The organism is Candidatus Zymogenus saltonus (genome assembly GCA_016929395.1).
GTDB classification, from domain to species: domain Bacteria; phylum Desulfobacterota; class Zymogenia; order Zymogenales; family Zymogenaceae; genus Zymogenus; species Zymogenus saltonus.
This window is the reverse complement of record JAFGIX010000054.1, coordinates 38,802-63,694: the sequence shown is the minus strand read 5'-3', so window position 1 is coordinate 63,694 and position 24,893 is coordinate 38,802. Positions and strand designations below refer to the sequence as shown.

At 52.6% G+C, this 24,893-nt stretch carries 21 protein-coding genes; 6 read left to right on the top strand and 15 right to left on the bottom strand.

Features of this window, described 5'->3' with window-relative positions; translation table 11 throughout:
• Nucleotides 1-19: 19 nt before the first annotated feature.
• From JW984_10690 to JW984_10645, 10 genes are all read right to left on the bottom strand, one after another.
• Nucleotides 20-757, bottom strand: coding sequence for an ABC transporter permease (locus JW984_10690; GenBank protein ID MBN1573649.1), 738 nt, complete (start codon nucleotides 755-757; stop codon nucleotides 20-22).
• Nucleotides 758-919: 162 nt separating this feature from the next.
• Nucleotides 920-1,573 carry a cell division ATP-binding protein FtsE gene (ftsE, locus tag JW984_10685; protein MBN1573648.1) on the bottom strand — a complete coding sequence of 218 codons (654 nt, stop codon included), beginning with the start codon at nucleotides 1,571-1,573 and terminating at the stop codon, nucleotides 920-922.
• 198 nt (nucleotides 1,574-1,771) lie between these two features.
• The gene (locus JW984_10680; protein ID MBN1573647.1) at nucleotides 1,772-2,191 is read right to left on the bottom strand and encodes a hypothetical protein; all 420 of its coding nucleotides are present in this window, start codon (nucleotides 2,189-2,191) and stop codon (nucleotides 1,772-1,774) included.
• 141 nt (nucleotides 2,192-2,332) lie between these two features.
• On the bottom strand, nucleotides 2,333-3,352 hold the full coding sequence (gene ruvB, locus JW984_10675; protein MBN1573646.1) for a Holliday junction branch migration DNA helicase RuvB: 1,020 nt from the start codon (nucleotides 3,350-3,352) through the stop codon (nucleotides 2,333-2,335).
• Nucleotides 3,353-3,361: 9 nt separating this feature from the next.
• A complete protein-coding gene (ruvA, locus tag JW984_10670; protein MBN1573645.1) occupies nucleotides 3,362-3,997 on the bottom strand; it encodes a Holliday junction branch migration protein RuvA in 636 nt (211 codons plus the stop codon).
• A complete protein-coding gene (gene ruvC, locus JW984_10665; protein ID MBN1573644.1) occupies nucleotides 3,994-4,491 on the bottom strand; it encodes a crossover junction endodeoxyribonuclease RuvC in 498 nt (165 codons plus the stop codon). The genes ruvA and ruvC overlap by 4 nt, the downstream gene beginning before the upstream one ends.
• Nucleotides 4,484-5,233: a YebC/PmpR family DNA-binding transcriptional regulator gene (locus JW984_10660; protein ID MBN1573643.1), complete on the bottom strand. Its 750-nt coding sequence runs from the start codon at nucleotides 5,231-5,233 to the stop codon at nucleotides 4,484-4,486. The genes ruvC and JW984_10660 overlap by 8 nt, the downstream gene beginning before the upstream one ends.
• 507 nt (nucleotides 5,234-5,740) lie before the next feature.
• The gene (locus tag JW984_10655) at nucleotides 5,741-6,208 is read right to left on the bottom strand and encodes a hypothetical protein (protein MBN1573642.1); all 468 of its coding nucleotides are present in this window, start codon (nucleotides 6,206-6,208) and stop codon (nucleotides 5,741-5,743) included.
• A gap of 314 nt (nucleotides 6,209-6,522) precedes the next feature.
• Nucleotides 6,523-6,969 carry a hypothetical protein gene (locus JW984_10650; protein MBN1573641.1) on the bottom strand — a complete coding sequence of 149 codons (447 nt, stop codon included), beginning with the start codon at nucleotides 6,967-6,969 and terminating at the stop codon, nucleotides 6,523-6,525.
• A gap of 317 nt (nucleotides 6,970-7,286) precedes the next feature.
• Nucleotides 7,287-8,444, bottom strand: a complete 1,158-nt coding sequence (locus tag JW984_10645) for a PQQ-binding-like beta-propeller repeat protein (GenBank protein MBN1573640.1) — start codon at nucleotides 8,442-8,444, stop codon at nucleotides 7,287-7,289.
• Between the two features lie 260 nt (nucleotides 8,445-8,704).
• On the opposite strand from JW984_10645, the gene JW984_10640 reads away from it, so the two are divergent.
• The 5 genes from JW984_10640 to JW984_10620 all read left to right on the top strand — a co-directional run bounded on the left by JW984_10640 (nucleotide 8,705) and on the right by JW984_10620 (nucleotide 13,423).
• Nucleotides 8,705-9,562, top strand: a complete 858-nt coding sequence (locus JW984_10640; GenBank protein ID MBN1573639.1) for an NAD(+)/NADH kinase — start codon at nucleotides 8,705-8,707, stop codon at nucleotides 9,560-9,562.
• Between the two features lies 1 nt (nucleotide 9,563).
• Nucleotides 9,564-11,300 (top strand): DNA repair protein RecN, encoded by a 1,737-nt coding sequence (gene recN / locus JW984_10635; GenBank protein ID MBN1573638.1) that lies wholly within the window; start codon nucleotides 9,564-9,566, stop codon nucleotides 11,298-11,300.
• A 121-nt stretch (nucleotides 11,301-11,421) separates the two neighbouring features.
• Complete coding sequence (locus JW984_10630; GenBank protein ID MBN1573637.1) at nucleotides 11,422-11,883, top strand: N-acetyltransferase; 462 nt, start codon at nucleotides 11,422-11,424, stop codon at nucleotides 11,881-11,883.
• Between the two features lie 95 nt (nucleotides 11,884-11,978).
• Nucleotides 11,979-12,587 carry a tetratricopeptide repeat protein gene (locus JW984_10625; GenBank protein ID MBN1573636.1) on the top strand — a complete coding sequence of 203 codons (609 nt, stop codon included), beginning with the start codon at nucleotides 11,979-11,981 and terminating at the stop codon, nucleotides 12,585-12,587.
• Between the two features lie 194 nt (nucleotides 12,588-12,781).
• The gene (locus tag JW984_10620) at nucleotides 12,782-13,423 is read left to right on the top strand and encodes a YfcE family phosphodiesterase (GenBank protein ID MBN1573635.1); all 642 of its coding nucleotides are present in this window, start codon (nucleotides 12,782-12,784) and stop codon (nucleotides 13,421-13,423) included.
• A 243-nt stretch (nucleotides 13,424-13,666) separates the two neighbouring features.
• On the opposite strand, the gene JW984_10615 is transcribed toward JW984_10620, so the two are convergent.
• On the bottom strand, nucleotides 13,667-16,747 hold the full coding sequence (locus JW984_10615) for an FAD-binding oxidoreductase (GenBank protein MBN1573634.1): 3,081 nt from the start codon (nucleotides 16,745-16,747) through the stop codon (nucleotides 13,667-13,669).
• A 376-nt stretch (nucleotides 16,748-17,123) separates the two neighbouring features.
• Here JW984_10615 and JW984_10610 point away from each other — a divergent pair, with 376 nt between their 5' ends.
• The gene (locus JW984_10610) at nucleotides 17,124-19,613 is read left to right on the top strand and encodes a penicillin acylase family protein (GenBank protein ID MBN1573633.1); all 2,490 of its coding nucleotides are present in this window, start codon (nucleotides 17,124-17,126) and stop codon (nucleotides 19,611-19,613) included.
• 248 nt (nucleotides 19,614-19,861) lie between these two features.
• On the opposite strand, the gene JW984_10605 is transcribed toward JW984_10610, so the two are convergent.
• The 4 genes from JW984_10605 to JW984_10590 form a co-directional block, all read right to left on the bottom strand.
• Nucleotides 19,862-20,842, bottom strand: coding sequence for a response regulator (locus JW984_10605; GenBank protein ID MBN1573632.1), 981 nt, complete (start codon nucleotides 20,840-20,842; stop codon nucleotides 19,862-19,864).
• A gap of 390 nt (nucleotides 20,843-21,232) precedes the next feature.
• Nucleotides 21,233-22,903, bottom strand: coding sequence for a long-chain fatty acid--CoA ligase (locus JW984_10600; protein ID MBN1573631.1), 1,671 nt, complete (start codon nucleotides 22,901-22,903; stop codon nucleotides 21,233-21,235).
• A gap of 76 nt (nucleotides 22,904-22,979) precedes the next feature.
• The gene (locus tag JW984_10595) at nucleotides 22,980-23,804 is read right to left on the bottom strand and encodes a crotonase/enoyl-CoA hydratase family protein (GenBank protein ID MBN1573630.1); all 825 of its coding nucleotides are present in this window, start codon (nucleotides 23,802-23,804) and stop codon (nucleotides 22,980-22,982) included.
• 287 nt (nucleotides 23,805-24,091) lie between these two features.
• Nucleotides 24,092-24,880 carry an enoyl-CoA hydratase/isomerase family protein gene (locus tag JW984_10590; GenBank protein MBN1573629.1) on the bottom strand — a complete coding sequence of 263 codons (789 nt, stop codon included), beginning with the start codon at nucleotides 24,878-24,880 and terminating at the stop codon, nucleotides 24,092-24,094.
• Between the last annotated feature and the right edge of the window lie 13 nt (nucleotides 24,881-24,893).

Genomic DNA, 24,893 nt, shown 5'->3' with positions numbered 1-24,893 from the left:
CCCATCTGATAAAATGGTTCTAAGTCTTCAGCATCCTGCCGAAGGAGATAATGCTCCCGAATAATCCGAGTGAGATCCCGAAGATGAAGAAATAAATAATGATCTCAGGATCAAAGAAATTAACCTCGATTCCCCCAAAGAAGAGACCAACATCCTTGTAATAATGTTCCATAAAATAGCGATAAGTCAAAAAGAGCGCCCCAACGGCTATTACGGACCCCAAAAATCCCTGCATCATCCCCTCGAAGATCATGGGAATCTTGATGAAGGAGTTTGTCCCCCCCACGAGCTTCATTATGTCAATCTCGTCCCTCTTGGCGTAGAGGGTGAGCTTTATTGTTATGGCTATTATGGCGATCACCGCCACGGACAGCACAACCCCGATGATAATACCCGCTACCTTCACGATCTTTTGGACCTCGTAGAACCTGGAGAGCCACTCCCTGGCGAACACGACGTCATCCACGCCGTTCATTCTTTCGATCTTCTTCGCCACGAGGGCCACGTCCTCGGGCGTCCTGAATCTTTTTTTGAGCTTCACCTCGAACGACGCCGGGAGGGGATTTTTCGAGAGCCCCTCCAGGACATCGCCCTGACCGGAAAAAATCTCCCCGAGATATTTGAGGGCGTCTTCTTTGGAAATATATGTTGCCCCCTCGACCTCCTTGATTTCGAGGATGTCTTTTTCAAGCCCGTCGGCCGCCTCGTCCGAGAGGAAGTCGGCGAGATAGGCCGTAATCTGAACCTCCTCCCCCAAGCTGATAAGAAGCTCGTTTAAATTTATGTATAAAAGCAGATATGTAAAAAAGATAAATAAAGCTATCGAAATTGTCGTAATTGAAAGGAGATTAACCAGAGGATACGCCCTGATATTTGAGAAGGTCTTTCTTAGAAAATAAGAAATCCTCGTCAATAACATCTAATTTGCAATCCTTCCCCGATCGAGAGACACAAGCCTCTTGTGAAACCGCTCGACGATATCCTTGTTGTGAGTCGCCATGATTACCGTGGCTCCCCTCTTGTGTATGTAGTCCAAAAGCCTGATTATGTCGAGGGTAAGCTCGGAATCGAGATTCCCGGTAGGCTCGTCGGCAAGGAGTATGGGGGGCTCGTTAACCACTGCCCTCGCAATCGCCACCCGCTGTTGTTCACCGCCCGAAAGCTCCAGGGGATAATGTTTATATTTCTTGTTCAATCCGACAAATTTAAGCACCCTCATAACCCTTTTTCTTATCTCCCGCCTCGGCAGTCCCAGCACCTCCAGGGGGAACGAGACGTTGTCGAGAACGGTAATGGAGTTCAGGAGCTTAAAATCCTGAAATACAACTCCTATGGCCCTCCTGAGATACGGGATCTTCCTCCTCTTTAACGTCTCGATATTAAGATCGTTTATCAATATCTGCCCTTTTGTCGCCCTCTCCGCCATGAAGAGGAGCTTCAAAAGCGTGGTTTTACCGGCCCCGCTGGGCCCGGTGATAAAGACGAACTCCCCTCTGTCCACGTGAAGATTTATATCGGAAAGGGCGTCGACTCCGGTGCCGTAATTTTTATATACGTGATAGAGGCGGATCATTTCGTGTATTTGCGCTCATTTAAGCGGTTTTTAGATGTATTGCCCAAACCACACATATATATAAGAAGGTCATGGAAAGGACATCTGTCTCAATTGGTATTAGGCTCGACCCTCTAAAAAAAATCATTGCCCGGAGATAAACACCCACATTTTAAGCATATCTCTTTCCCGGAAATGATTTTTTTTACTGTTTTTGATTTAATCTTCTGACCCCGATTCCTCCGCAGCAAGGTAATCGAGAATGACCTCGTCCAACGATTTCTCGGAGATCACCCCGTCCCCAAAATCCAGCTCCTCTCTGGTCGTCTCCAGCTCTTCGATCTTCTCGGGAACGTCTTCGGGTATCTCAACCTTGGGAACTTCTTTTTCACCGTCAAACACACCGTTTTTCAGGTCATAGAGCATCATCTTGTGCTGCTCCTTCATTATCTCCTTGACCACCTCGTCCATCTTATCGGAGTTCAAGATGTCCGAGTAGCTGGTGCGTTTTGACGAAAGGATGGTCCCGGACTTGTAAAGGAGCGTTGTAATGACCGGGTTATCAACTCCACTGTCCTCGGTCTGGACGTGATAGAGAATACCCTTGTAGCGGACATTATGATTAAATCCCGGTATCATGGCCTATATAATTCCTAATTCTTTAAATACCCCAATGTCCCAATACCCCAATGCTTGCCCACCTTGCTGATGAAGATTTAATATATAGACTCCCTCATATCAAATACCTATAACATATTTCAAGATTATTCGCAAGAAAATTCATTCAAAGAGGCCCTTTTGAGCACCCTTGGGTTTCCTCTTGAAATGCTCATAAGCAAGTCTCGTGGCCACCCTGCCCCGGGGCGTCCTGTTGATGTACCCCTCTTGGATAAGGTACGATTCGTACAGGTCCTCTATCGTGTCCTTCTCCTCGCTGACGGCAGCGGACAAAGTTTCTATCCCGACGGGGCCGCCGTCGAACTTGTCGATGATCGTCAGCATCAGCTTCCTGTCCATCTCGTCGAAGCCGGCCTCGTCGACGTCAAGCATATAGAGGGCCTCTTTTGCCACCTTTTTTGTGATGACTCCGTCCGCCTTGACCTCCGCAAAATCCCTGACCCTCCTCAAGAGCCTGTTGGACACCCTCGGGGTTCCCCGCGACCGCGACGCTATCTCCCAGGCGCCGTCGTCGGTTACTTCAACGCCGAGTATCTTGGCAGAGCGGATGGTGATCTGCAAGAGATCTTCGCTCGTGTAAAAATCGAGCCGGGAGACAACGCCGAAGCGATCCCTCAGCGGGGAGGTGATGAGCCCCGCCCTGGTGGTCGCCCCTATAAGGGTAAAGCGGTTGAGCCCCAGCTTTATGCTCCTGGCGCTCGGCCCCTGGCCGATCACCACGTCTATCTCGTAGTCCTCCATAGCAGGGTAGAGGATCTCCTCCACGACGGGGCTCAGCCTGTGAATCTCGTCAATGAAGAGGATCTCTTTCTCCTCGATGCTGGTGAGGATCGCCGCCAGGTCGCCGGGGCGCTCGATGACCGGCCCGGATGTGGCCCGAATCCCAACGCCCAGCTCGTGGCGTATTATGTGGGCGAGGGTCGTCTTTCCCAACCCCGGCGGGCCGTATAGGAGGACGTGATCGAGCGTCTCCCCCCTTTTGAGGGCCGCCCTAATGAAGACGTCCAGGTTCTCCTTTATCCCCGCCTGCCCTACGAACTCCGAGAGGAGCCGGGGCCTTAGACTCTCCTCGAACTTGACCTCGTCCTGGGCCCTTGTGGGACTGCTGATGCGATCGTCCATTTACTTTCCTCAATTCCCCGAAAGAATCTTGAGAGAATCTTTCAACACCTCCCCGGGGTCCTTCCCCTCCACGGCATCCCCCCCGATCCCCCTGTCGTCCCCGCCCTCGAATTTCCTGAGGGCCGTCCTAACCGCAACTTGCGCCTGCTGCCTCTTGTAACCGAGGTTTACCAGCGCTTCGGTAACGTCGGAGACAAGAGCCGAATCCACATCGAGCCTCTCGATCCCTTCCTTCTTTATCCTCTTCTCAACTTTGCTTTTTAACTCCAGGACTATCCTCTCCGCCGTCTTTTTGCCGATGCCGGGGACAGCAGTCAGCCTCTCCGGGTCGCCTGCGAGGATTGCGTCCTCAAGCTCCGCGGGCGATATCCCGGAGAGTATCGCCACGGCGGCCTTTGGCCCCACGCCCGAAATCCCGATGAGGTCGATAAATATCCCTCTCTCCCTCCCGCTTGTAAAGCCGAAGAGGACGATCGCGTCCTCCCTGACGTAGGTGTATATATGAAGGGAAGTTTCGCCTTCCACGTCGGGAAGCTCGGAATAGGTCGTGAGGGGCAAGAACACCTGATAGCCCACACCGCCGACGTCAAGCACGATGGAATCGAGCGATTTTTGAATTATCCTTCCCCGAAGCAGCGCTATCATGCCCGCTCCTTGCTTGATGTGACCTTAAAGGTATGAAGATGGCAGAGGGCAACGGCGAGGGCGTCGCACGCATGGCTTCCGACGTCGTCGGGAAGATTGAGTATCCGCTTGATCATCTTTTCAACCTGGGCCTTTTCTGCGGCGCCGTATCCGGTCGCCGCCGCCTTCACCTCCCTCGGGGAATACTCGTAAACAACAAGGTTGGCTCTCGCCGCCGCAAGGAGGATTACGCCCCTGGCGTGGCCGAGCCTTATCACGCTCTTCACGTTCTTGGCGTGAAAGATCCCCTCCACCGCCACGGCATCCGGGGAGGTCTTTTCGATGACCTCTTCCGTCTCCCGAAAGATCGCCTCCAGCTTCTCCGCCATGGTAAGGCGCGAGGCCGGCTTGATTTCCCCCGCCGACACCACCGTGGGCGATTTCCCTCCCGTTATCACGCCGTAGCCGGTAACCGTTATCCCGGGATCGACTCCTAATACCCTTGAGTCAAATATCCAGCTCCTCCATTATCTCTTCCGGTATATCAAAATTGGCAAACGCCTTCTGGACGTCGTCGTTGTCCTCCAGGGCGTCCATAAGCCTCAACATCTTTTCCGCATCCTTACCCTCAAGGGCCACCGTGTTTTTGGGGAGCATGGTTATCTCCGCCGTGATTATCTTAAATCCGCCCTTCTTGACGGCATCCCTAACGTCCTCGAAATCGGCAAACTCCGTAATCACCTCGAACGAGTTCCCCTCCTCGTTGACGTCGAGCGCCCCCGCCTCCAGGGCGATGTTCAAGAGCTCATCGGCGTCGGTGCCATGCCCCTCAACCGAGATTACGCCCCGTTTTTCAAACAGCCAGCTCACGCAGCCGTTCTCCCCCAGATTCCCGGAGTTCTTTGAAAATATATAGCGGATATCGGCGACAGTTCGGTTCTTGTTGTCGGTAAGGCTCTCAACCATAACCGCAACGCCGGCCGGTCCGTATCCCTCGTATATTACCTCTTCGTAGTTGACGCTGCCGAGCTCCCCGGCTCCCTTCTTTATAGCCCTCTCGATGTTGTCCTTGGGCATGTTCGCGGCCTTGGCGGCGGCGACGGCCGTCCTCAGCCTCGGGTTCGTCTCCGGGTCAGGGTCTCCCATCCTTGCCGCCACGGTTATCTCCTTGATCAGCTTCGTGAACATCTTGCCCCGCTTGGCGTCCACAGCCCCCTTTTTGTGCTTGATACTGTGCCACTTGGAATGGCCTGACATACTCTATCTCCTATGATAAACTCCATCAATTAATTACCCTTTCCCCTATAAACGGGAATTGCGATTACAGTATCTTTTACACTATCGGAAACCCAAAAATGTGTACATCCGGATTACCATTTTCGCTAAAAAAATTTTTAAAATTTTTACTAAACATTCCCCGCAATGTCTCCCAGCACCAACACAAAGGTGCCCGTAGTTTTTTGCATTCCCATAATCCGCTGCATCAATAATCTTAACACAAAAGAGGCCTTTTTCAACAAAATATTTAGGGTGTATTTTGGATTGTCAAGATCGAGGTCTGTTTATATGCAGATATGGTTTTTAGGTTTGTAAAAGCGGTGCTTTCTTGTGGAACTCAATGACGGAGCGTCTCCTGTCGACTATACCGCTTGATTTTAAATCTTTTCAAGGCCGCACCTAGGGAAATTGTCCAAATCCCGTTTGTGAATCGGCTCTTTATAATATTCCTCAAGGGGCCAAGATTCGGCAAAATCGACAGAGGCGCTATCTGGGCGAACCCCCCAGAAAAACACTATCCCCGGAAACCGAGAAGAGCTTCAGGACGTTCTTGTCATAACGAATAAACGTAAATCCGCTCTTGCCGGAGATATCCTCTTTCCTTCCGTCGGCGCCGATTACAGCGCCGCTCCACTCGGTCTCCACAAAAACCCGATCCTCCCCCTCGTCGACCTTTTTCACAACCAGCTCGATCTTGACCGACTCGATCTCCGAGAGGCGCCCGGTCAGCTCCTCCTCGAACCTGCCGTACCCGCCCAGAAACTTCGGAGACACCAGGGTCATGAATTTCTCGACGTCCTTCTGCTGATAACAGTCGGCAAGGGAGGCCGCAGTCTCAACAGCGAGGTCCCTTACCGACGCCACTCCGAACCTTCCCCCCTTCATATGGGCGCAGCCGGAGAGGAGAAGGGCGGAGATAAAAAGAGAAAGATAGAATTTCAGGTTTGCCTTCATATCGTTTTTTCCTGGTAATATTTACAATACTTTTAACATAGAAATCTCGCGTCACATTATAATACATAATATATTGTAAATTGTCCAAAAAAAGGGCCCCAAAATATGGGGCCCATCAAATAAACTTACTTTTTTTCCTTTTCAACAACCCATTTTAAAAACCAGGCTTAAGCCCATACCGATCGCCAATTCAAAATCACCAGAGATAACCGAAGACGGGGATCTCCAGATCGTATTGTTGGATAATGCTCCCCGCCCCTATTATTATAGTCGTCTATTGAACTTCGATCTTCGCGTCTATTTGTACCATTGGATTAGTAGCTATAGTTGATTCCCGTCCCGCTGTTCTTGTCCGGTGTTGGATTTGTGTCGTATGGCCCGTACTTCTCTTTATCCTGGGGATTTTCATTTGGATAAAATGGATTGTTCTGGGTATTGTTCCCATAGTACCGATTCTGGTTGTTGTAGTTGTTCATCCCCGCTCCGAACCCGAGTCCCCCGCCGAGGATATACCCGGCGAGCGCCCCGTAGAGGGCGCCCTCGGTGGTGTGTCCCGAGGAGGAGCCTATCGCCGCGCCGATGCTCGCCCCGTAGAGGGCGCCCCAGAGGGCGTTCGGGCCGACATAGCCGCCCATCCCGCTCCCGTATCCGTAGGCACAGCCGAAGACGAAAAAGACTATGGCCAAAGCGGCGACCCCCGTCTTAATCCTTTTGATCCCCCTCGTTCCTCCCCTTACCGTCTTGATTCTTTCTATATTCATATTCCTTTCTCCTTTTTCAGTCGATTTTTTCAGGATAAAACCCTATCCTGTCGTAAGGTTACTACGGAAACGAAAAGGGCGCTGTGATTTCTGTCACATTTGTATTGAGAGAGGGGGGGGTGAAAACGACGCGGGCCGAGATCGCCTACAGATAAATATTGGACAACAACGGGACCGGCCTCCAAAATGACGGGAAAGACATGTGTATTTAGAGAAAGATTACCATCAATCGCCGGTTTGCTAAATATAAGGAATTCAGCCGGGCTGGAATCAAATATTAAAAATCCCGGCGACCCCGAAACGACGGCGAATGGAGATTAAAGGGCGAGACAGTAGAGGAGACCCCTGTCCGTGGCGAAGTATGCCCTCCCGAAGAAGATCACCGGCTTTACCCGAACACCTCCCTCGAGCCTGCTGCCCCAGAGGATGTCCCCCGTTATGGAGGACAGACAGAGGACCTTCCCCTTGAAATCGGCGGTCACGAGAAATTTGCCCCCGAGCGTCATCTTGTCCACGGAGGCGTGACCCGTATCAATCTCCCAGAGGGCCTTTTTTTGGGCCATGTCGTAGGAGGATATCCTTGAAAATCCGCCCGGATCACCGCCTATCGAGGCGAGCTGTCCGCTGATGAAGTAGAGTCCTCCGGCGGTAAAGAGCTTGTCCCTCGAGATAATCGGCGGCGGGCCCGCCTCCATTGCGTTGAGACCGATGGAGCCCAGATACCTCCTCCAGGAGTTGTAGTTCGTCTCCCCCGTCTTGGGGCGGTAGGGGATTATGTATTCATCCCTGAAAAGATAGAGGGACCTGTTGTACATTACCGGGGCCGAAAAAAAGATAAGGTCCCTGAATCCCTCCTCCTTCTCCTTCCCCGTGAGCTTCGTGTTCCAGACCTCACGGCCCGTCCTGATGTCCAGAGCCATGAGGTGGGAGAGGTTCCTTATATACAGTCTTTCGCCGTCGGTGGTGGGAGGGAACTTGAGGATCGTCTGATGGCCATCCAGGCCCTTCTCCCAGACGACTTCACCCTTCTCAAGGTCAAAGGCGATTACAAAGGAATCCTGCCATTCACTTATAAACCCGAAATACGCCTTTTTACCGACAATGAGGGGAACCCCCGCCATACCGCCGTCCCGCCTGTAGATTCTCTTCAGGGTGGAGAGATCGTAGATGGAGTTTGATTCGATGGCCTGGGACTCGATGGGCGTGCTGACCAAATCCTTTATGTCAAGCTCGTCGAGGCCCGAAAAGGAGAAGTAGTGAGAGCCGGAGTTTCTCATCCTGTTGTTGAAATAGATGTTGTCGGCTACGGTGCCGTCGACGGCGTCAAAGGCATAGAGACAGCCGCCCGATTCCACGACAATAAATCGATCGACCACCTCAATAGGATTAAGGATCGCCTCAGAAAGCCTCCTCGTCCAGAGTATCTTTGGAGCCCTCAGCTGGTCTTCTCTTTTCAGCGGGAGCAGAGTGTCCACTTCTTCACCGATTCAACACTAATTCAGTTTAAAATTATAACACACTATTTTTTTCAGTCAACACTAAAAAGAATTAAATAAAAAGTGAAAATGTCCATTCACCTTTGCCAAAAATAGAGGGGCAGAACCAAACCTTAAAAAACCCTATGGACAGTTAAAATGATATATGATATGAATGATAATGTCGTTCTTGAAGAGAAAAAGTGAAAAGGTATACCGCACGAGATCGGAACCTGACTTGATCGGGAGAGATGGAAAAAATAAAGAAAATTGGGATCGTCGCGAAGAAAAACAAGCCCGAGGCGATCGACACGGTAAGGGGGCTGATCCCGTTCTTGAAGGATAGGGGAATCGAGACGATCCTCGACAATGAGACCGCAAGCCTCACGGGGGAGAGCTCGTCTTTCAACATCGAGGACGTCCCGAAGAGCTCCGACCTTATCATAGTCCTCGGCGGCGACGGGACCCTCCTTTACGCTGCGAGGCTGGTTGGGAAAAGCGAGATACCGATCCTCGGAGTCAACCTCGGAAGCCTCGGCTTCCTTACCGAGATAGCCCTGGAGGAGCTGAATGAGACGATCGAGAAGGTCATTTCCGGCGACTTCAGGATAGAAGAGAGGATGATGCTGAAGGCCGAGATTCCAACGGCCGACGGAAAGAAGTCGGAATACTCGGTCTTAAACGACGTCGTGATAAACAAGGGCGTCCTTGCGAGGATCATAAACCTCGAGGTCATGGTGAACGGGGCGTACCTGACGACGTACAACGCCGACGGCCTTATAGTGTCAACCCCAACGGGATCGACGGGCTACTCCCTCTCCGCGGGGGGGCCTGTTGTGCACCCGACGTTGTCTGCCATCATTATCAACCCGATCTGCCCCCACACCCTGACGAACAGGCCAATTCTCGTCCCGGAGGAATCGAAGATCGAGATAAGGCTGCTGTCCGGCGACGGCACCGTCTACGTGACCCTCGACGGACAGGTCGGGGTGGATTTCCCGGAGGGAAGAACCATTACGGTATCAAAGTCGAAGAGGAAGGTGCGCCTCATCGAGCCGCCGGAGAGGGATTACTACGACGTTCTGCGAACGAAACTGAGGTGGGGCGGGGTGAGATAAAATGCTTGTCGAGCTTACCATAAAGGACTTCGCCATTATTGACCAGCTTACCGTCACGTTCTCGAATGGGTTGAACATCCTGAGCGGAGAGACGGGGGCGGGAAAGTCGATCATCATAAACGCCGTGAACCTGATTTTGGGCGACAGGGCACAGAGCGACCTCATAAGGACCGGCTCCGAGGAGGCGGTGGTCGAGGCGCTGTTCACCCTCCCGGAAAAGAACCCCATTTACGACTTCCTGTCCAAGAGGGGGATAGAGGGGGGCGGAAATGAGCTTGTGATAAAAAGGGTCATCTCCAAGGCGGGGAAGAACAGGATTTTCATAAACGGCTCCCTCTCGACGATTACCACCCTCTCGGAGGTGGGAGAGGAGCTTATAAACATCTCCGGGCAGCACGAACACCAGACCCTCCTGAGGCCGGAGCGGCACCTGGACGTCATCGACGAGTACGGAAGGCTGATGCCGTTGAGAATGGAGGTCGCCCAATCGGTGGGGAGGCTCAAAAAACTGATCGAGGAGCTTGACTCGATCAAGTTTGACGAGCGGGAGAAGGCGAGGAAGGAGGAATTCTTAAGGTTTCAGATAAAGGAGATAGAGGAGGCGAAGCTCGTAAGCGGGGAGGAGGAGGGGCTTAAGTCGGAGAGGGTAATTCTTGCAAACGCGGAAAAGCTCTACAAAAGGGCCGAGGAGGCGAGGGGAAGCCTCTATGCCATAGAGGGATCGGCCCAGGAGCTTGTGGGGTCGGCCCTTGCGAACCTGAAGGAGATCGCCAACATCGACGGCGAGATCTCCCCCCTCGTGGAATCGCTGAGCGGCGCCCTATACATCATTGAGGACGCCGCAAAGGAGCTTTCCGCCTATTCATCCAAGATCTCTTTCGATCCCAAGAGGCTCGAAGAGGTCGAGGAGAGGCTGAGGCTCATCTCCTCCCTCAAGAAGAAGTACGCCCCCTCGCCGGATGCGTCGACGGCCGACATCATAGCCTTCGGGGAGAGGGCGAAAGAGGAGCTTACCGGAATCGAGAAGAGCGAGGAGAGGATGGAAGAGCTCGAAAAGAAGATCGAGGCGGAGCGGGAAAGGGCGTTTTCCCTCTCCAACTCCCTTTCCGAGATGAGAGGCCGGGTCTCCAAAATCTTTTCCAGCAAGATCGTCGACGAGGTGAAATCCCTCGGGATGGGCGGGACGACCTTTACCGTCGCAATCGAAAGGGACAGGGCGACCGGCGACGACAAGCTCTCGGCCGGAGGATATGTCATTACCGGAAAGGGGATAGACCGTCTCCAGTTTCTCATCTCCCCGAACATCGGCGAGGAGCCAAGGCCCTTGGCAAGGGTAGCCTCCGGGGGGGAGCTGTCGAGAATACTCCTCTCCATGAAGAAGACCCTTGCCGAGACACAGGTCATCCCGACCCTGATCTTCGATGAGGTCGACTCCGGCATAGGCGGGGGAATCGCCCAGGTGGTGGGGAGAAAGCTCAGGGAGGTGAGCTTCCACCAGCAGGTGATCTGCATAACCCACCTCCCGCAGATCGCCGGCTTTGCCGACACCCACTACTCGGTCGTAAAGGAGACAAGGCTAAACAGGACGATAACAAAGGTCGAGCGCCTCTCCCAGGACGAGAGGGTCATGGAGATAGCCCGGATGCTGGGCGGGGAGACGATAACCGAGACGACGCTGAGGCACGCAAAGGAGATGATTAAGTCCGCTCTCGACGCGGGTAAGGGGAGACACAATTAGTCGAGGTTCGGAAACATCAACCGCCGACCGTAATCAGAGCCGATCTTTTCAAGATCGGATTATTAATAAGGGCTCTCTCTTTTATTTTTAGAGGATCGGGGGCTAAACCAAAGGAATTTAGATGATCAGAAAGGCCCATGTAAAGGATGCGCAAGAGATCAGGGCGTTGATAGAGCCCTACGGCAAGTCCGGGGTGATGCTCCCCGTTTCACTGTCGGAGATTTACGACAGGCTTCGTTCGTTCTTCGTCTATATGGACAACGCCGACGGAAATGAAGAGATAGCGGGCACGGCGTCTCTCAACGTCACGTGGGAGGACCTTGCGGAGATACGCTCCTTCGCGGTAAGAGAGGGGAAGAAGAGGAACGGAATAGGGAAGATGCTGGTAGAGGCGTGTCTGGAGGACGCCGAAGGCCTCGGAATAGGGCGGGTGTTCGTTCTTACGTACATCCCGGAATATTTCGAGAGATTCGGATTTACGATAGTCGACAAGTCGACTCTGCCCCACAAGGTCTGGTCCCACTGCATCAAGTGTGTGAACTTTCCAGACTGCGGGGAAGTGGCGATGATAAAGAAATTATGATCAAATAGGTGATTTTTTTGTCCCGACTTGGAGCACGCCGTTCCGATGGAAGGGGAGACTTAAGATCACCTTAGTAGAAGAACCGGAGGAAATCGATGAAAAAGGGAGTTTTGCTTTTTGTATCGTTATGTTTTCTGTTTCAGGCCGCGTTTTCGTACGCAGAGACAGCCGAAGAGTGGAAGAATAAGGGTAAGAAACATTTGGACGCCATGGAGTTCGCCGAGGCACACGAGTGCTTCAACAAGGCGTTGGAGATAGATCCGAATAATATCATGTCCCTCTTTTATCGGGGGACGCTTCTCTTGACCGCGGGCGAGTTCGATAAATCGATATCGGACTTCGACAAGGTACTCTCCCTCGACTCCGGCCTCGCCCCGGCCTACTATTTCAGGGGGCTGGCGTACGCCCAGAAGAAGGATTACACAAAGGCGATCGAGGATTTTTCGAGCTCCATAAAGATGGACCCGAACGTAGCCAGGGTTTACTATTACAGGGCGGTCGGGTACATGAAGATAGGCGACAACGGCAAGGCGCTGACAGACCTTAACGATGCGATAAAGAACAAGCCCGATTTCGGCCACGCATACTACGCCAGGGCCAAGGTGTATTACGATATGGGCAACAAGGAAAAGTCCGCCGAAGATCTCATAACAGCCTGTGAGCTCGGCATTGCGGATGCCTGCAAGAGGCTTAAGACCAAGTAGGGGGTTTGACCCGTCCTCGAGTTACAATGGAGACGTAAGAGGTGAGGGGAATACGCCCGCAAATCTCCGCTCTGTTCTGAGGGGGCATCGGCTTTGACTATTTTACGGATTAATCTTTTTGCCTTTCCTCGATCTTAGTCTGTTCTAAAAATGGATGGGGAAAAAGGGGCGTCATCTCTAACTCGAATAAAAAAATGAAGATCGGCGTTATATCGGACACTCACGGAAACGTTAAGAGGGCGTCCCTAATTATCGAAAAAGTCCTCCCCCTCGATCTCCTTCTTCATCTCGGCGACCACGCCGGAGACCTCATCGCCCTGAACGATAGGTTCGACTTAAGATCGATCGGTATCCTCGGAAACGAGGACAAGACGGCCCCCCCCTATTTCGGCTCAGACACCTTGACATCTCGGGACATCAGCGTAGATTCTGCGGACAACCGGGACGGAAAAACCAATGGCTTGACCGGAATCGAGTCCTTTTCAAACGAGATTTTTTTCACCGTCCGGGGGATAAAAATCTATGCAACACACGGTCACACCTTCGACATAAATCCCTACTACGGGGAGGATAAGTGGAGGAAGAGGCTGAAAGCCCTCGCGGTGAGGGCGAAAAAGGAGGGGGCAAGGGCGGTCCTCTTTGGCCACACCCACAGGCCCTTCCTGGAGGTCGTCGGCGGCGTTCTGGCCATGAATCCCGGAGACGTCTACCCCGGGGCGGAGTGGGGGCACATCGGGACAATCGAGGTGTCGGACAGGGAAATCAGGGCGGAAATCCGCCGCTTTAACGAAAGGCGCGGCTTCGAGTGCCTCTCCGAATTAATTTTCAGGGTATAGAACTATCTAAATTGTCAGGGGGGGGCCGTCCTTTGCCATCCGACTAACTTCAATGTCGATTTGTGCCACGGCGCCTCCCGCTTCCATCCACTCGGTTCGACTCCCGGTCTTAACGACTGCGGAGGGCATAAAGGCCCGGCGGGGTGAGAACAGCTCACTCGACCGGGCCTTTTTTAGTTTTGATCTTTATCGGCCGAATCCACACGATCGACCATCCTGTCCAGGAGCCTTTTAGGTCATAGATTATCCCTCTTTCCCCCTGAGGTAGTCGATCATCGGCTGCGTAACGAGGGGCACCACGTCCCCTATCATGTGGGGCATGAGGTTATCCATCACCTTCGGCATCATGTCCGGCATCTGCTCGGCCATGTAGTCCGGCATGGGGATCTTCTCCGCCACCCGGGATAGCATCGTATTCATCACCTTCGGCATCATCATCGGAAGGAGCAGCGGAAAGAGGATCGGGAAGATCGGCTTCATCAGACTCAATGCCCCCGGGATCTTCCCCATGATTCTCATCATCGGTCCCATCTTAAGCGGCATGGCGTTGATCAGCTCCGGCCACATCGTGCCCATAAGCTCGGCAAATCCCTGAGGCGTCATGAGGTCTATCATCGCCTCAAAGACGGCCCACTGCCTCTTGACCTCCAGGTTCGGGTCGGGAAAGTCGTACCCCAACGCCTCCGAGGCGTAGCGGGCAAGGTCGATAACCTCGACCGGAATCTCCTTCTTGTCCGCCGAGACCCGAAGCTGAAACTCGCAGCAGGGGCATAGGGCCAGGACTTTTTCGGCCCCCGCCTCCACCGCCTCGTCCAGCCTCTCCTTGCCTATGTCTGCTGCCACCGGCGGTTCCTTTATGAGGGTAAGGACGCTTCCGCAGCAGTGCCCCTCCTGCCTGTTGTGGCGCATCTCCACGAGCTTCGTGTTCGGGATAGCCCTGATCAACTCCCTCGGCGGCTCGTAGACGCCGGAGACCCGGCCGATGTGGCAGGAGTCGTGCCAGGTTACGGTCGCCTTTTTCTTCCCGTTTTTCGGAAACAAGAACTTCCCCTCCTTTATCCTTTCGGTAACGACCTCGCTGTAGTGCTTTGCGGTGATGTCGTAGTCTATCCCGAGCTTCTTCGCCCACTCCGGATACGTGTGGCGCCACATCATGTCGCAGGCGGGGCACGACGAGATCACCGTGTCGGCGCCCGAGGCCTTCACCGCCTTGATGTTGCTCCTCATTATGTCCGCAAAGACGTCCCATTTCCCGGCAACAAGCATCGGCGTTCCGCAGCAGCTCTCCTTGTTCCCCAGAAACGTGAAGTCCACCCCCGCCTCGTCCAGAAGCGTCACCGAGGCCATCCCGATGTCGTTCTCTACGTAGCTTGCGGTGCACCCTGCAAAATAGACGTTCTTCGACTTTACCCCGGGACCGTGCTTTTTAACAAGCTCCTTCGGGAACCAGTTGGAGCGGTCCTTCCTGTATCCCGCCCAGATGTCCCCCTCTTTCTTGAGGGCCGCCGCCATCATCTCGAAGGGGGGAAAGGTCATCTTCTTCTCCTCCTGGATCAGCCTTCCCCTCAGCTTCATCCAGGAGGCCTCGATGGGAAGCGCCGCCGAGCAGCGGAAGTTGCAGAGCTCGCAGGTGGTGCAGACAATAAACGTGTCCACCATCGACTGATCCCAATCCTCCCTCCCCTCCATGTACTCCCTCAGCCAGTACCACTTCCCGCGGGGGGACTGGCTCTCCCACCCCCGGCCGTAGAACTGGTCGCACTCCTCCACGCAATAGCCGCACTGGGAGCAGCTGTAGGCGTACCAGGCGACGTCGGGGGGGATATCCCTGACAGGCATAGTCGGCAGCTCCCCGACCTTTGTTATGATGTGGTTCCCGAAGGGTCTCGCAAAAGGCTCGAAGAGGCCGGCGACCTTCATAAAGGTCCCGATAAAGCCGTTTTTTATCACCTTCTTCGGATTGAATATCCCCTTCGGATCCGAGCCCTTCTTGAATTTTTTGAGCCTCTTGAGCCTCTTCTTGCCAAGTATCTGGGGGGCCTTCTTGGCAAAATATAGGCCGGTGCTGTATGCCCTCCCGCCGTGCCTCTCCGCGATCTTGATGACGGTCATGGCGAGGCTGTAGACGAAGTTGAAGCTGAACTTCCTCTGGTCGCCCGGGATAAAGCCCAGGATGACCACCTCCGGCCTGCCGTCCCTGCTTTCTTTTATTATCACGCCCTCCTTGACGATCGGCTGATTGACCTTTCGCTCGATCTCCTCCATGACGTCGCCAAGCGCAGACAGGGGTATGACCACCTCGGTGGGGATGAGGCTCGGCCCCAGGCGCTTTACCACCATCAGCTTGAACCTGTTCTCCCACTCGTGGTCCGCGATTCTTTCGCTCAATATCTCCGCCTCGCAGGGCTTTACGATCTCACTGAGCTTCTCCATCACCAGGCCGGCGTTCTTCTTCCGATAGGCAACGGTAAGGATGTAGGAGGCTGGAAGGAGGACGCGCTCCTCAACGGGGTGGCCGTGCATGAGCATGAGGGGCGCCCTGTTTTTCAGCTCCGCCATCCTCGGATTGATGAACACCAGCGACCAGATGGGAAGCTTTTCCTCGATCATCATCTCGATGAGCCTCTGGGTATCTTTAGGATTCGGGCAGCCGATCGCCACCACGTCAAGCTCCTCGTTATCCATTACCTTCATGGTAAGGTCGACGATCAAGCCGGTGATCCCCTCGGCATCCGAGACCATGTCGAGGTCTTTCCCCTTCATCTCTTTAACCTCCCCGTCGGACATGACAACGCGGGCGCCCACCACGTTGTCCCTAAACCAGCCGGACTCGAAGGAGCCGATCCCCGTCCCCCCCTGAGCCAGCCACCCGCCCACGGTGGAGCCGGGGTAACTTGAGGGGTAGAGCTTGACGGTCAGGTCCTCTCTCTTAAGGGCGGCGTCGACCTTCTCCCAGACCGTGCCCGCCTGGACTCTGACGGTCTTGTTCTTCTTGTCTATGTCGAGGACGCGATTCAGGCGGAAGAAATCGACCACCACCCCGTTATTCACCGGTATCGCCCCGCCGTAGCCGGAGGACGCCTTAGCCCTGGGCGTCAAGGGGATCCTGTTCTCTTTTGCCCAGCGCACAAGCTCAACGAGCTCCTCCTCCGTGTTCGGCTGGACTACGGCATTGGGGACGGTGTTTCCGATGATCGGCTTTATCATGTTCGGCATCGCTCCGATATCATGGCCGTAGAGCTTCATCTCCGTTTTATCGAAACAGACCCGATCCCTGAATTTATCTTCAAGGAACGAGCGCTGTTTATTATTTAAACTTTCCATGATTATCTCCTCTTTCTTTGAATTTAAATATATCTTTCAAATTTTAGAAACACCACAGTCAGCGGCAAGAATATCAATGAAACCTTTTTTGGCTAAATATTTAGGCTAAATAGTATTAAATACTATTTATATTATAGCATATTTTCTTGAATACGTAAGTCTGCATTATTATTTTTTTCTATTTTTTTAAACAGGTCTGTTTACGGGATTTCTCCACAGATATTGAGCATTTTCCCCAAATTTGCCCCCCCCCGGTGAAAATATCGAGATAAGAAAAAACACGTCAAATTCGGGCTTTTTAAAAAATTCCGTGGAATATCTATTGACTTCGATTTCCAGATAGATAAAATATTTTAAAATTCTAATGGAGGTTTTAATGAGATTCTTGAAATGGACATTGGCAATAATTCTGATTCTTTTGTTGGGCACAGTGGGAGTCTTTTTCGGCTATCTAAAATCCACGGTTGCCGACTATAACGGGGAGATTAAGGTCAAGGGGCTAAAAGAAAAGGTCGAGATCATCCGTGACTCCTACGGCGTCCCCCATATCTTTGCGGAAAACAACGAGGACGCTTATTTCGCCATAGGTTACGCGACGGCCCAGGACCGCCTCTTCCAGATGGAGATTATTAGGGCCGCCGGCAAGGGGAGGCTCTCCGAGATATTCGGAAAGGATATGGTCAAGGCGGATATACTTTACAGGACCGTCTTCTCGCCCTGCGACGTCAAGAAAGTCTACGAAGACATGTCTCCAGAGCCAAAGGCCGTCCTCGAAGCCTACGTAAAGGGGATCAACCACTACATCGAAAATATGGAGGAGCCGTTACCCTTCGAGTTTCTCCTCCTCAACCACAAGCCGGGACCTTGGAAGCCGGAGGATGTGATCTCGATCACCGTTTTTAACAGCTGGTTTTTCTCTTCCTCCTTTAAAAGGGATCTAATGTACGCTACATTCATAGACCACGTGGGAGATGAGATGGCATCAGAGATATTCCCGCCGAACAGGGAATATGAATTGGATTATTACAATCCATCGAAAACCGCCCTTTACGATAAAGAGGGGGGGATATATGAAAACAGCCCGGCGCTGGCCGGTGGTTACGACGATGACACCTCCCTAAAGCTCCTTAACGTCATGGGCGAAGCCGAAACGAAGTTGACGGAGATAGGTCTTTCACCTATAACTGAGGCCTGCAATAACTTCGGCATATCCGGCGAAAAGTCAAAGACCGGGATGCCTATCTTGGCCCACGACTGTCACATACCAAAGAGTATACCCAGTATGTTTTACGAGTGTCACATGGTAACCCCGACTACCAATATCTCCGGTCAAGTATCCGTTGGACTGCCGGTTTTTTGGAGCGGGCAAATCGAAACCGCCGGATGGGTGTATACCGGCGCTTTTGTTGACGAACTCGACTTCTACATTGAAAGGGTAAATCCCGAAAACAGAGACCAGTATCTCTATAAGGGCAAATGGGAAGACATGGAGATCAAAAAGGAGATAATAAAGGTCAAGGGGGGTAAAGACGTTGAGCTGAATGTAAGGCTGACGGTTCACGGGCCGGTCGTCGACGACATCATCGCCGATGCGGTAAAGGGGGTCGTTTCCAAGGATGAACTCCTCTCTATGCGCTGGGCCGGGACCGATATCACAAACCAGTTTGAAGTGGCCTATCTTGTTACCGAAAAGATGAATGACGTAGACAGCTTCATAAAGGGCTTCGGTGACTGGGGCTTTCCCGCCGCACATATGATTGTCGGCGACAGCAACGGGGACCTCGGCTACATTCTCGGCGCCGGAATACCGATAAGGATGGGATTTAGCGGGAGCCTGCCCATGCCCGGTTGGACTGGTGAATATGAGTGGCAGGGATATGTTTCCCCGGATAAAAAACCGATCGTCAAAAATCCAAAGAAGGGATTTATCAACTCCTCCAACTCCCGCTACCCCGTGCCGGTGGACTACCCATTTGAACTGGGCAACGTATGTTCGTCACATTACAGGGCGCTCAGGGTCAACGAGATAATCGAAGAGACGATTTCGGAGAAGGGCGGCTTCGGTATGGAGGATATAAACAAGGTTTACGGCGACGTCTACGTCGTCATGGGGAGGGACTTCGTTCCCCTGATAATAGAATCGCTGAAGGGGAAAGAACTCACCGACAATGAAAAGAGGGCACTTGAGGAGCTTTCAAGCTGGGACTATATGTCCGACAAGGGTGAGATCGCCCCGGCGATCTTCCAGGCGACCCTCGTCCATATGGTAAAAAACAGTTTCTCGAACCGGCTGGGGGATGACCTCTACAACGAGTTTATCAAGGTGAACTCCAATGTCTTCAAGGGATTGGGCAATATAATGAAAGACGAAGACTCGAAATGGTTCGACGATCCCGACACGCCTGAGATAGAAAAGAGGGGCGACATGCTCGCCAAGAGCTTCAGGGACGCCGTTAAGTTTCTCGAAAAGGAGCGCGGCAAAAACATAGACGGCTGGGTCTGGGGGGAGATGTTCACGCTGACCCTCGAGCACCCCTTCAGCAAGAAAGTGCCCCTCCTCAAATATTTCGCCGACATAGGGCCGTATCCGATGAGCGGGGGATTTATCGTGCCCTATGCCACAACGCCCATGCTTAACGATCCTTACAGACCATCAGGCATATCCCAGGCAAGGCACGTCATAGACTGCTCCGACAACAGGAACTCAAAGGTAGTCTCCATGCCGGGTATCTCCGGCAACTTCATGAGCCCCCACTACGACGACCAGTTCGATATGTGGTACAATTTCGAGTTCAGGACCCTGATGCTTTACAGAAATCAGGTGGAGAAGGATGCTAAATACAGGCTGACAATGGTGCCGGAGTGACGGTTTTAAAAAAATTTCGTACTTAAAAAGGCCCCGAAAGATATTACCATATCTTTCGGGGCGACATTTTTTTATTTCAAAACGCAAAATATTGACAAAAAGCGACCACCCCACTGCAGCTTCACCCGCCGATCAGACCCGCCGACGAAAGGATTGAAGATAACTGGATTTGATAATGATCTCCAAAACGCATGCGGCACAAGGCAGCTTACGCCCTTTTGAGAGAAAAGCCCCCTATATGGTTATTGTCATGCTTTTTTTTTACTTTCGAGGCTCCCGCCGATAACGGACAGCTCCCCGGAGATGGTCCTCTCGACCAGATCCTTGACAATATCCTCTATGTCGTCATTGGTAATCCAGTCCTTGTGGAGGTAATTCGCGCCTGCCTTCAGGATGTCCCTCATCTCCCTCTGGAGCGTGGTCACCGCAATGGTGTTTATCGGCTTGTCCCTTTCCCTCGCGGCCTTTATTACCTCCATCCCGCCGGTTCCCTCCATAAGTATATCGGTGAAGATGAGATCGGGGACGGCCTCGGGGTCGGAGGAGTTTATCGCCCTTATTGCGTCGGCCCCGTTTTCCAGCGTCTTTATCGCCATTGTGTCTCTGTAAATACCTTCAAGTATATCCTTGAGTATCTTTATCATGAAGGCGCTGTCGTCGATCACGAGAGTCTTGATCTTTACAAACTGGAGCGCCTTTTTCAACATCAGAGACGTCAGTGCCTCGTAGGCTTCGAAATCGGTTATGGACGTGGCGTTAACCAGATCAATGACAAAGCTCCCTCGTGGATTAATGATCTCCCACAAATCCCTTTCCCTTGACGACAGATCAAAAGACCCCTCGGCCCGCTTTATCTTGTAAATGGGCAGAATACGCTCCTTGATCTTCTCCTTCTCATCCTTCTGCCGGAGTCCCTCCAGGAGCAGATGTGAAAGCTCCATCTTGATATTATTGTTTTCAGGCTTTATTTTATTCACCTCAAAGGCCTGAAAACGCGCGTTCTCCCACTCGATCAGCCTGAAGAAGGCCTTCTCCCCCCTGAACGTATCTCCAAGGCTTGCCCCCACTATCCTTGAGCTATCGAAATAAAGCTTGCCCTCTTTCCCATCTTTGGAATAAAGGATTATCAACATCTTTTTATTGCCGGAGATACCCTGCACCAGGCTTATCATAGACAACGCCGTGAAATGGCCTTCGATCTGAGGGATTTTTTCCTTAACATCATCCATGACTTTTCACCGTCGTCCTTAACGATACCGCCTTATCCTATCACCACATTTTCCATCAACGACCAGCTACCATTTTAGCATAGATTGACATATCCAAAACAGCTTTTTCTCAGCATGGGCTAAATCTTTATAGACGCCCGATATCCTTGGAGATCGGAATCCCTATCCCTAAAAGACTACAAACAGACCTCCTTTGCTTTATGTTGAAGCGTCTTATCCTTTCGATTTTCCCTGATTCAAAATGTCTAAGATAACACCTGCCTGCCCTTTAAGATTTCTCCCGTTGAAGTCGAATCATCGGCCTATCTCAAACAACATCCCCCCACTGAAGCAAATCGTAAAAGAGGTCCGTCCCATCCTCTAAAAAACCATCAAGCGGTGAGGAGTCGTTTACTTCCCAGCCTTCTCGAGATCCATCTTCTTGAGCTCCCGTCTCAGGACTTTTCCTATGGCGCTCTTCGGCAGCTCGTCCATGAACTCGATGATCTTCGGAACCTTATATGCGGCGAGCCTCTCCTTGCAAAAGGCGATCACCTCCTCCTCGGTCAGAGTCTCCCCCGCCTTCGGGACGATAAAGGCCTTTACCGTCTCGCCGCGATATTTGTCAGGCACCCCGATGGTGCACGCCTCGAGGATCTTCGGGTGGTCGAAGAGGGTGTTGTCCAACTCCACCGGATATATGTTGTAGCCGCCGGCTATTATCATGTCCTTCTTTCTGTCGACGATCTTCAGGTAGCCGTCCTCGTCGAATACGCCGATGTCTCCCGTGTAGAAATACCCGTTCTTGAGGGAGTTCTTGGTCTCCTCCGGCTTTTTGTAATAGCCCATCATTATCTGCGGTCCCTTGATGATTATCTCGCCCGACTCCCCGACCTTCATCTCCTTCTTCCCGGTCTCCACGTCGACTATCTTGACATCGGTGTCCGGAAACGGAATCCCCACCGTCCCCGCCTTGATCTCCCCGCCCCAGGGGGTGCCGGTGGCCACGGGGGACGCCTCGGTCATTCCGTAGACTTCCACCATCGTGGCGCCGGTAAGCTCCTTAAGGTCCCTTATCGTATCCATCGCCAAGGGTGCCGCCCCGGAGAAAAATCCCTTTATGAAAGAGAGGTCCATGCTCCTGAACTTCGGGTTGTTCAGAAGTCCCACGAAGATAGTCGGGACGCCTGGGAGTATCGAGGGCTTGTATTTCTTTACGATCTTAGCGATCGTCTCCGCCTCCGGCCTCGCTATCAAGATATTTTCCCATCCCTGCCAGATATTAACGTTCTGAACCACGGTAAATCCCGCCGAGTGAAACACCGGTATGGTGCCCACCATCTGGTGCACCCCCGGCTCCATGTCTGTAAACCAGCCGACGATCTGCTGGACGTTGGAGCTGATGTTCGCGTGGGAGAGCATAACCCCCTTGCTGACCCCCGTGGTTCCGCCGGTGTACAAAAGAGTTGAAAGTTCGTCCCACTTGCTTTCGTCCTTGACCGGCTCCGTGGAATATTTTTTTATAAGGTCTTTGAAGATCAATAGGTCTTCGGTAGGCTCGATCTTGCGATACATCGCCTTTTTGACTATCGGGAAAAGCTGTTTTATCGGAAAGGGCAGATATGAGTGAATGTGGCACGCTATTATCTTCTTTATCTTCGTCCCCGACATGATCTTCTGGACCCGGGGCACGAGGAGAGAAAAGGTGATTATTACGGTTGAGTCGGAGTCGTCAAGCTGGTACTGAAGCTCCCGCTCGGAGTAGAGGGGATTGTTCTGAACCGCCACCGCTCCTATTCTGAATATTGCGAGATTCGCCACGATAAGCTGGGGTATGTTGGGGATGCATACCGCGACCTTGTCCCCCTTTTTGACACCGAGGTCAAGGAGCGCCCTTGAAAACTGGTTTACCATCCCGTTGAGCTCTTTGTAGGTAATCCGCTTTCCCATGAAGTCGATGGCCACGTTGTCGGGAAATCTCTCCGCTGACCTCGTCAGAGCATTAGATATTGTGACCTTCTCGTACTTGAGGTTCTTCTCAATCCCAGGCGCATAAGACTTATACCATAACTTCTCTTTCATCTACTCCTCCCTAAATTTAATTAAATAAATTTCTATCCTTTTTTAAATTGGATGTCTTTTATAGAATTAATCTCAATTACTCGCCCTTAAAGTCAGGTTTTCTCTTCTCGGTAAACGCCTTTAAGGCTTCAAAGATGTCCTCCGAGGGGAGGATGTTGGCGCTCCTCTGGGCCACGTAGTTCAGTCCGTCGGCAACGCTCTTGTCCCTGCAGTAGTTCATGACCTCCTTCGCCGACATGACCGCCAGCGGCGACTGCTCGGCGATCTCTTTCGCCATCGCCTCCGCCCCGGCGTACAGGGCGTCGATGTCCTTGTAGACACAGTTTATAAGCCCTATCTCGTTTGCCCTCTTGGCGCTGATGTCCTTTGTCGTATAGGTCAGCTCCTTTGCGTAGCCCTCCCCCACGATCCTCGGGAGCCTCTGGAGCGTGCCCACGTCCGCCACGACCCCGAGCCTCGCCTCCCTGACGGAAAACAGGGCGTCCTCCGTGGCGAGCCTTATATCGCACGCCGTGATGATGTCGACGCCCGCCCCTATGCAGTAGTGGTGGATGGCCGCTATCACGGGCTTTCTGAACTTGTCGAACACCGATATCGACTCCTGCCCGTCGATGATGAACTTCACCAGATTGTAGCGCTTCCTCCCCATAACGCCCTTCTCGGCGATCCCGGGGACCTCGCTGAACAGGTCGAAGAGGTCGGTCCCGGCGGTGAAGCATTTTCCCCTCCCCGCCAGGATCACCACGCGCACATCGTCGTCGTCCTCCAGCTCCCCCATGACCTCCAATATCTCCTTAAAGAAGATCTTCCCCACGGCGTTTCTCTTTTCGGGGCGGTTCATGAACAACCAGGCGACATGATCCTTCTTTTCGACCTCGAATACCTCGTATTTCTTTGCCATAGCTCTAACCTTTCACTTTAATCCACTAACATATTGACATATCAGCTTTATACCAACCAGTTTCAAAACGATGCCACGATATACATATAATTGCGGCCCCCCTCATCGAGAAATCCGCCGGACAAAAATCCATCGTGCCCGGACAACCGTGCTGAAACAGTTAAGTTAATATAATAGCGACACCACGCGGAAATGTCCAATTAAATAGGCCATCAAAACGAATTTTGAATATAAAAAACCGTCTCGGGGCATCGTCTTGAAACAAAAACCGTCCCGACCGGGAAATCCTACTCCCCCTTAAATTTTGCCTCCCTCTTCTCCAGCTTTGCCGTTATCCCCTCCTTCACGTCATTTGTGTGCATGAGCGTCGACTGGCCTATCGCCTCCAGCTCCAAGAATGACCGGGTATCCATGTGCTGGCCGCGGTTGATCAGCTTCTTTGCCAGCCCCACCGCCAGCGGTGCGTTCTTGTTCAATTGTGACGCCAGTGCTAGGGCCCCCTCCATCTCGTCCTGAACCACATCGTTGACGAGCTGAATCTCCTTCGCCTCGTCGGCGTCGATGATCTTCGCGGTCATTATGAGCTCCTTCGCCTTTACCGGCCCCAAAAGCCGCGTCAGCCTCGTTATCCCCCCCACGTCCGGGATGAATCCTACGGCCACCTCCTGAATGCCGAACTCGGTCCCCTTCCTCGCTATCCGGAAATCGCCGGAGAGTATCACCTCCAGCGCCATTCCGAAGCAGAAACCGTGGATCGCGTAGATCACCGGCTTCTCGATATCAGTTATCAGGTTGATGATCGACTGCGCCTCTGCGATCTTGGAGCGGACCAAGTCCCCGCTCCCCCCGATAAGCCCGAGGCCCGCAAGAAAGCTGAAGTCTATCCCGGCTGAAAAGCCCTTTCCCTCCCCCCTTACGATAATGCACCTCACCTGAGAGTCGGTCTTGATGCTCTCAAAGACATCCCGAAGCCCGTATATTATATCCTCGTTCAGTGCGTTCCTCTTCTCGTTCCTGTTTATTGTAACGATCAGGTTTAAGCCGTCTCTTTCCGTCAAAACAACATCCTTCGACATTTTGCTCAGCTCC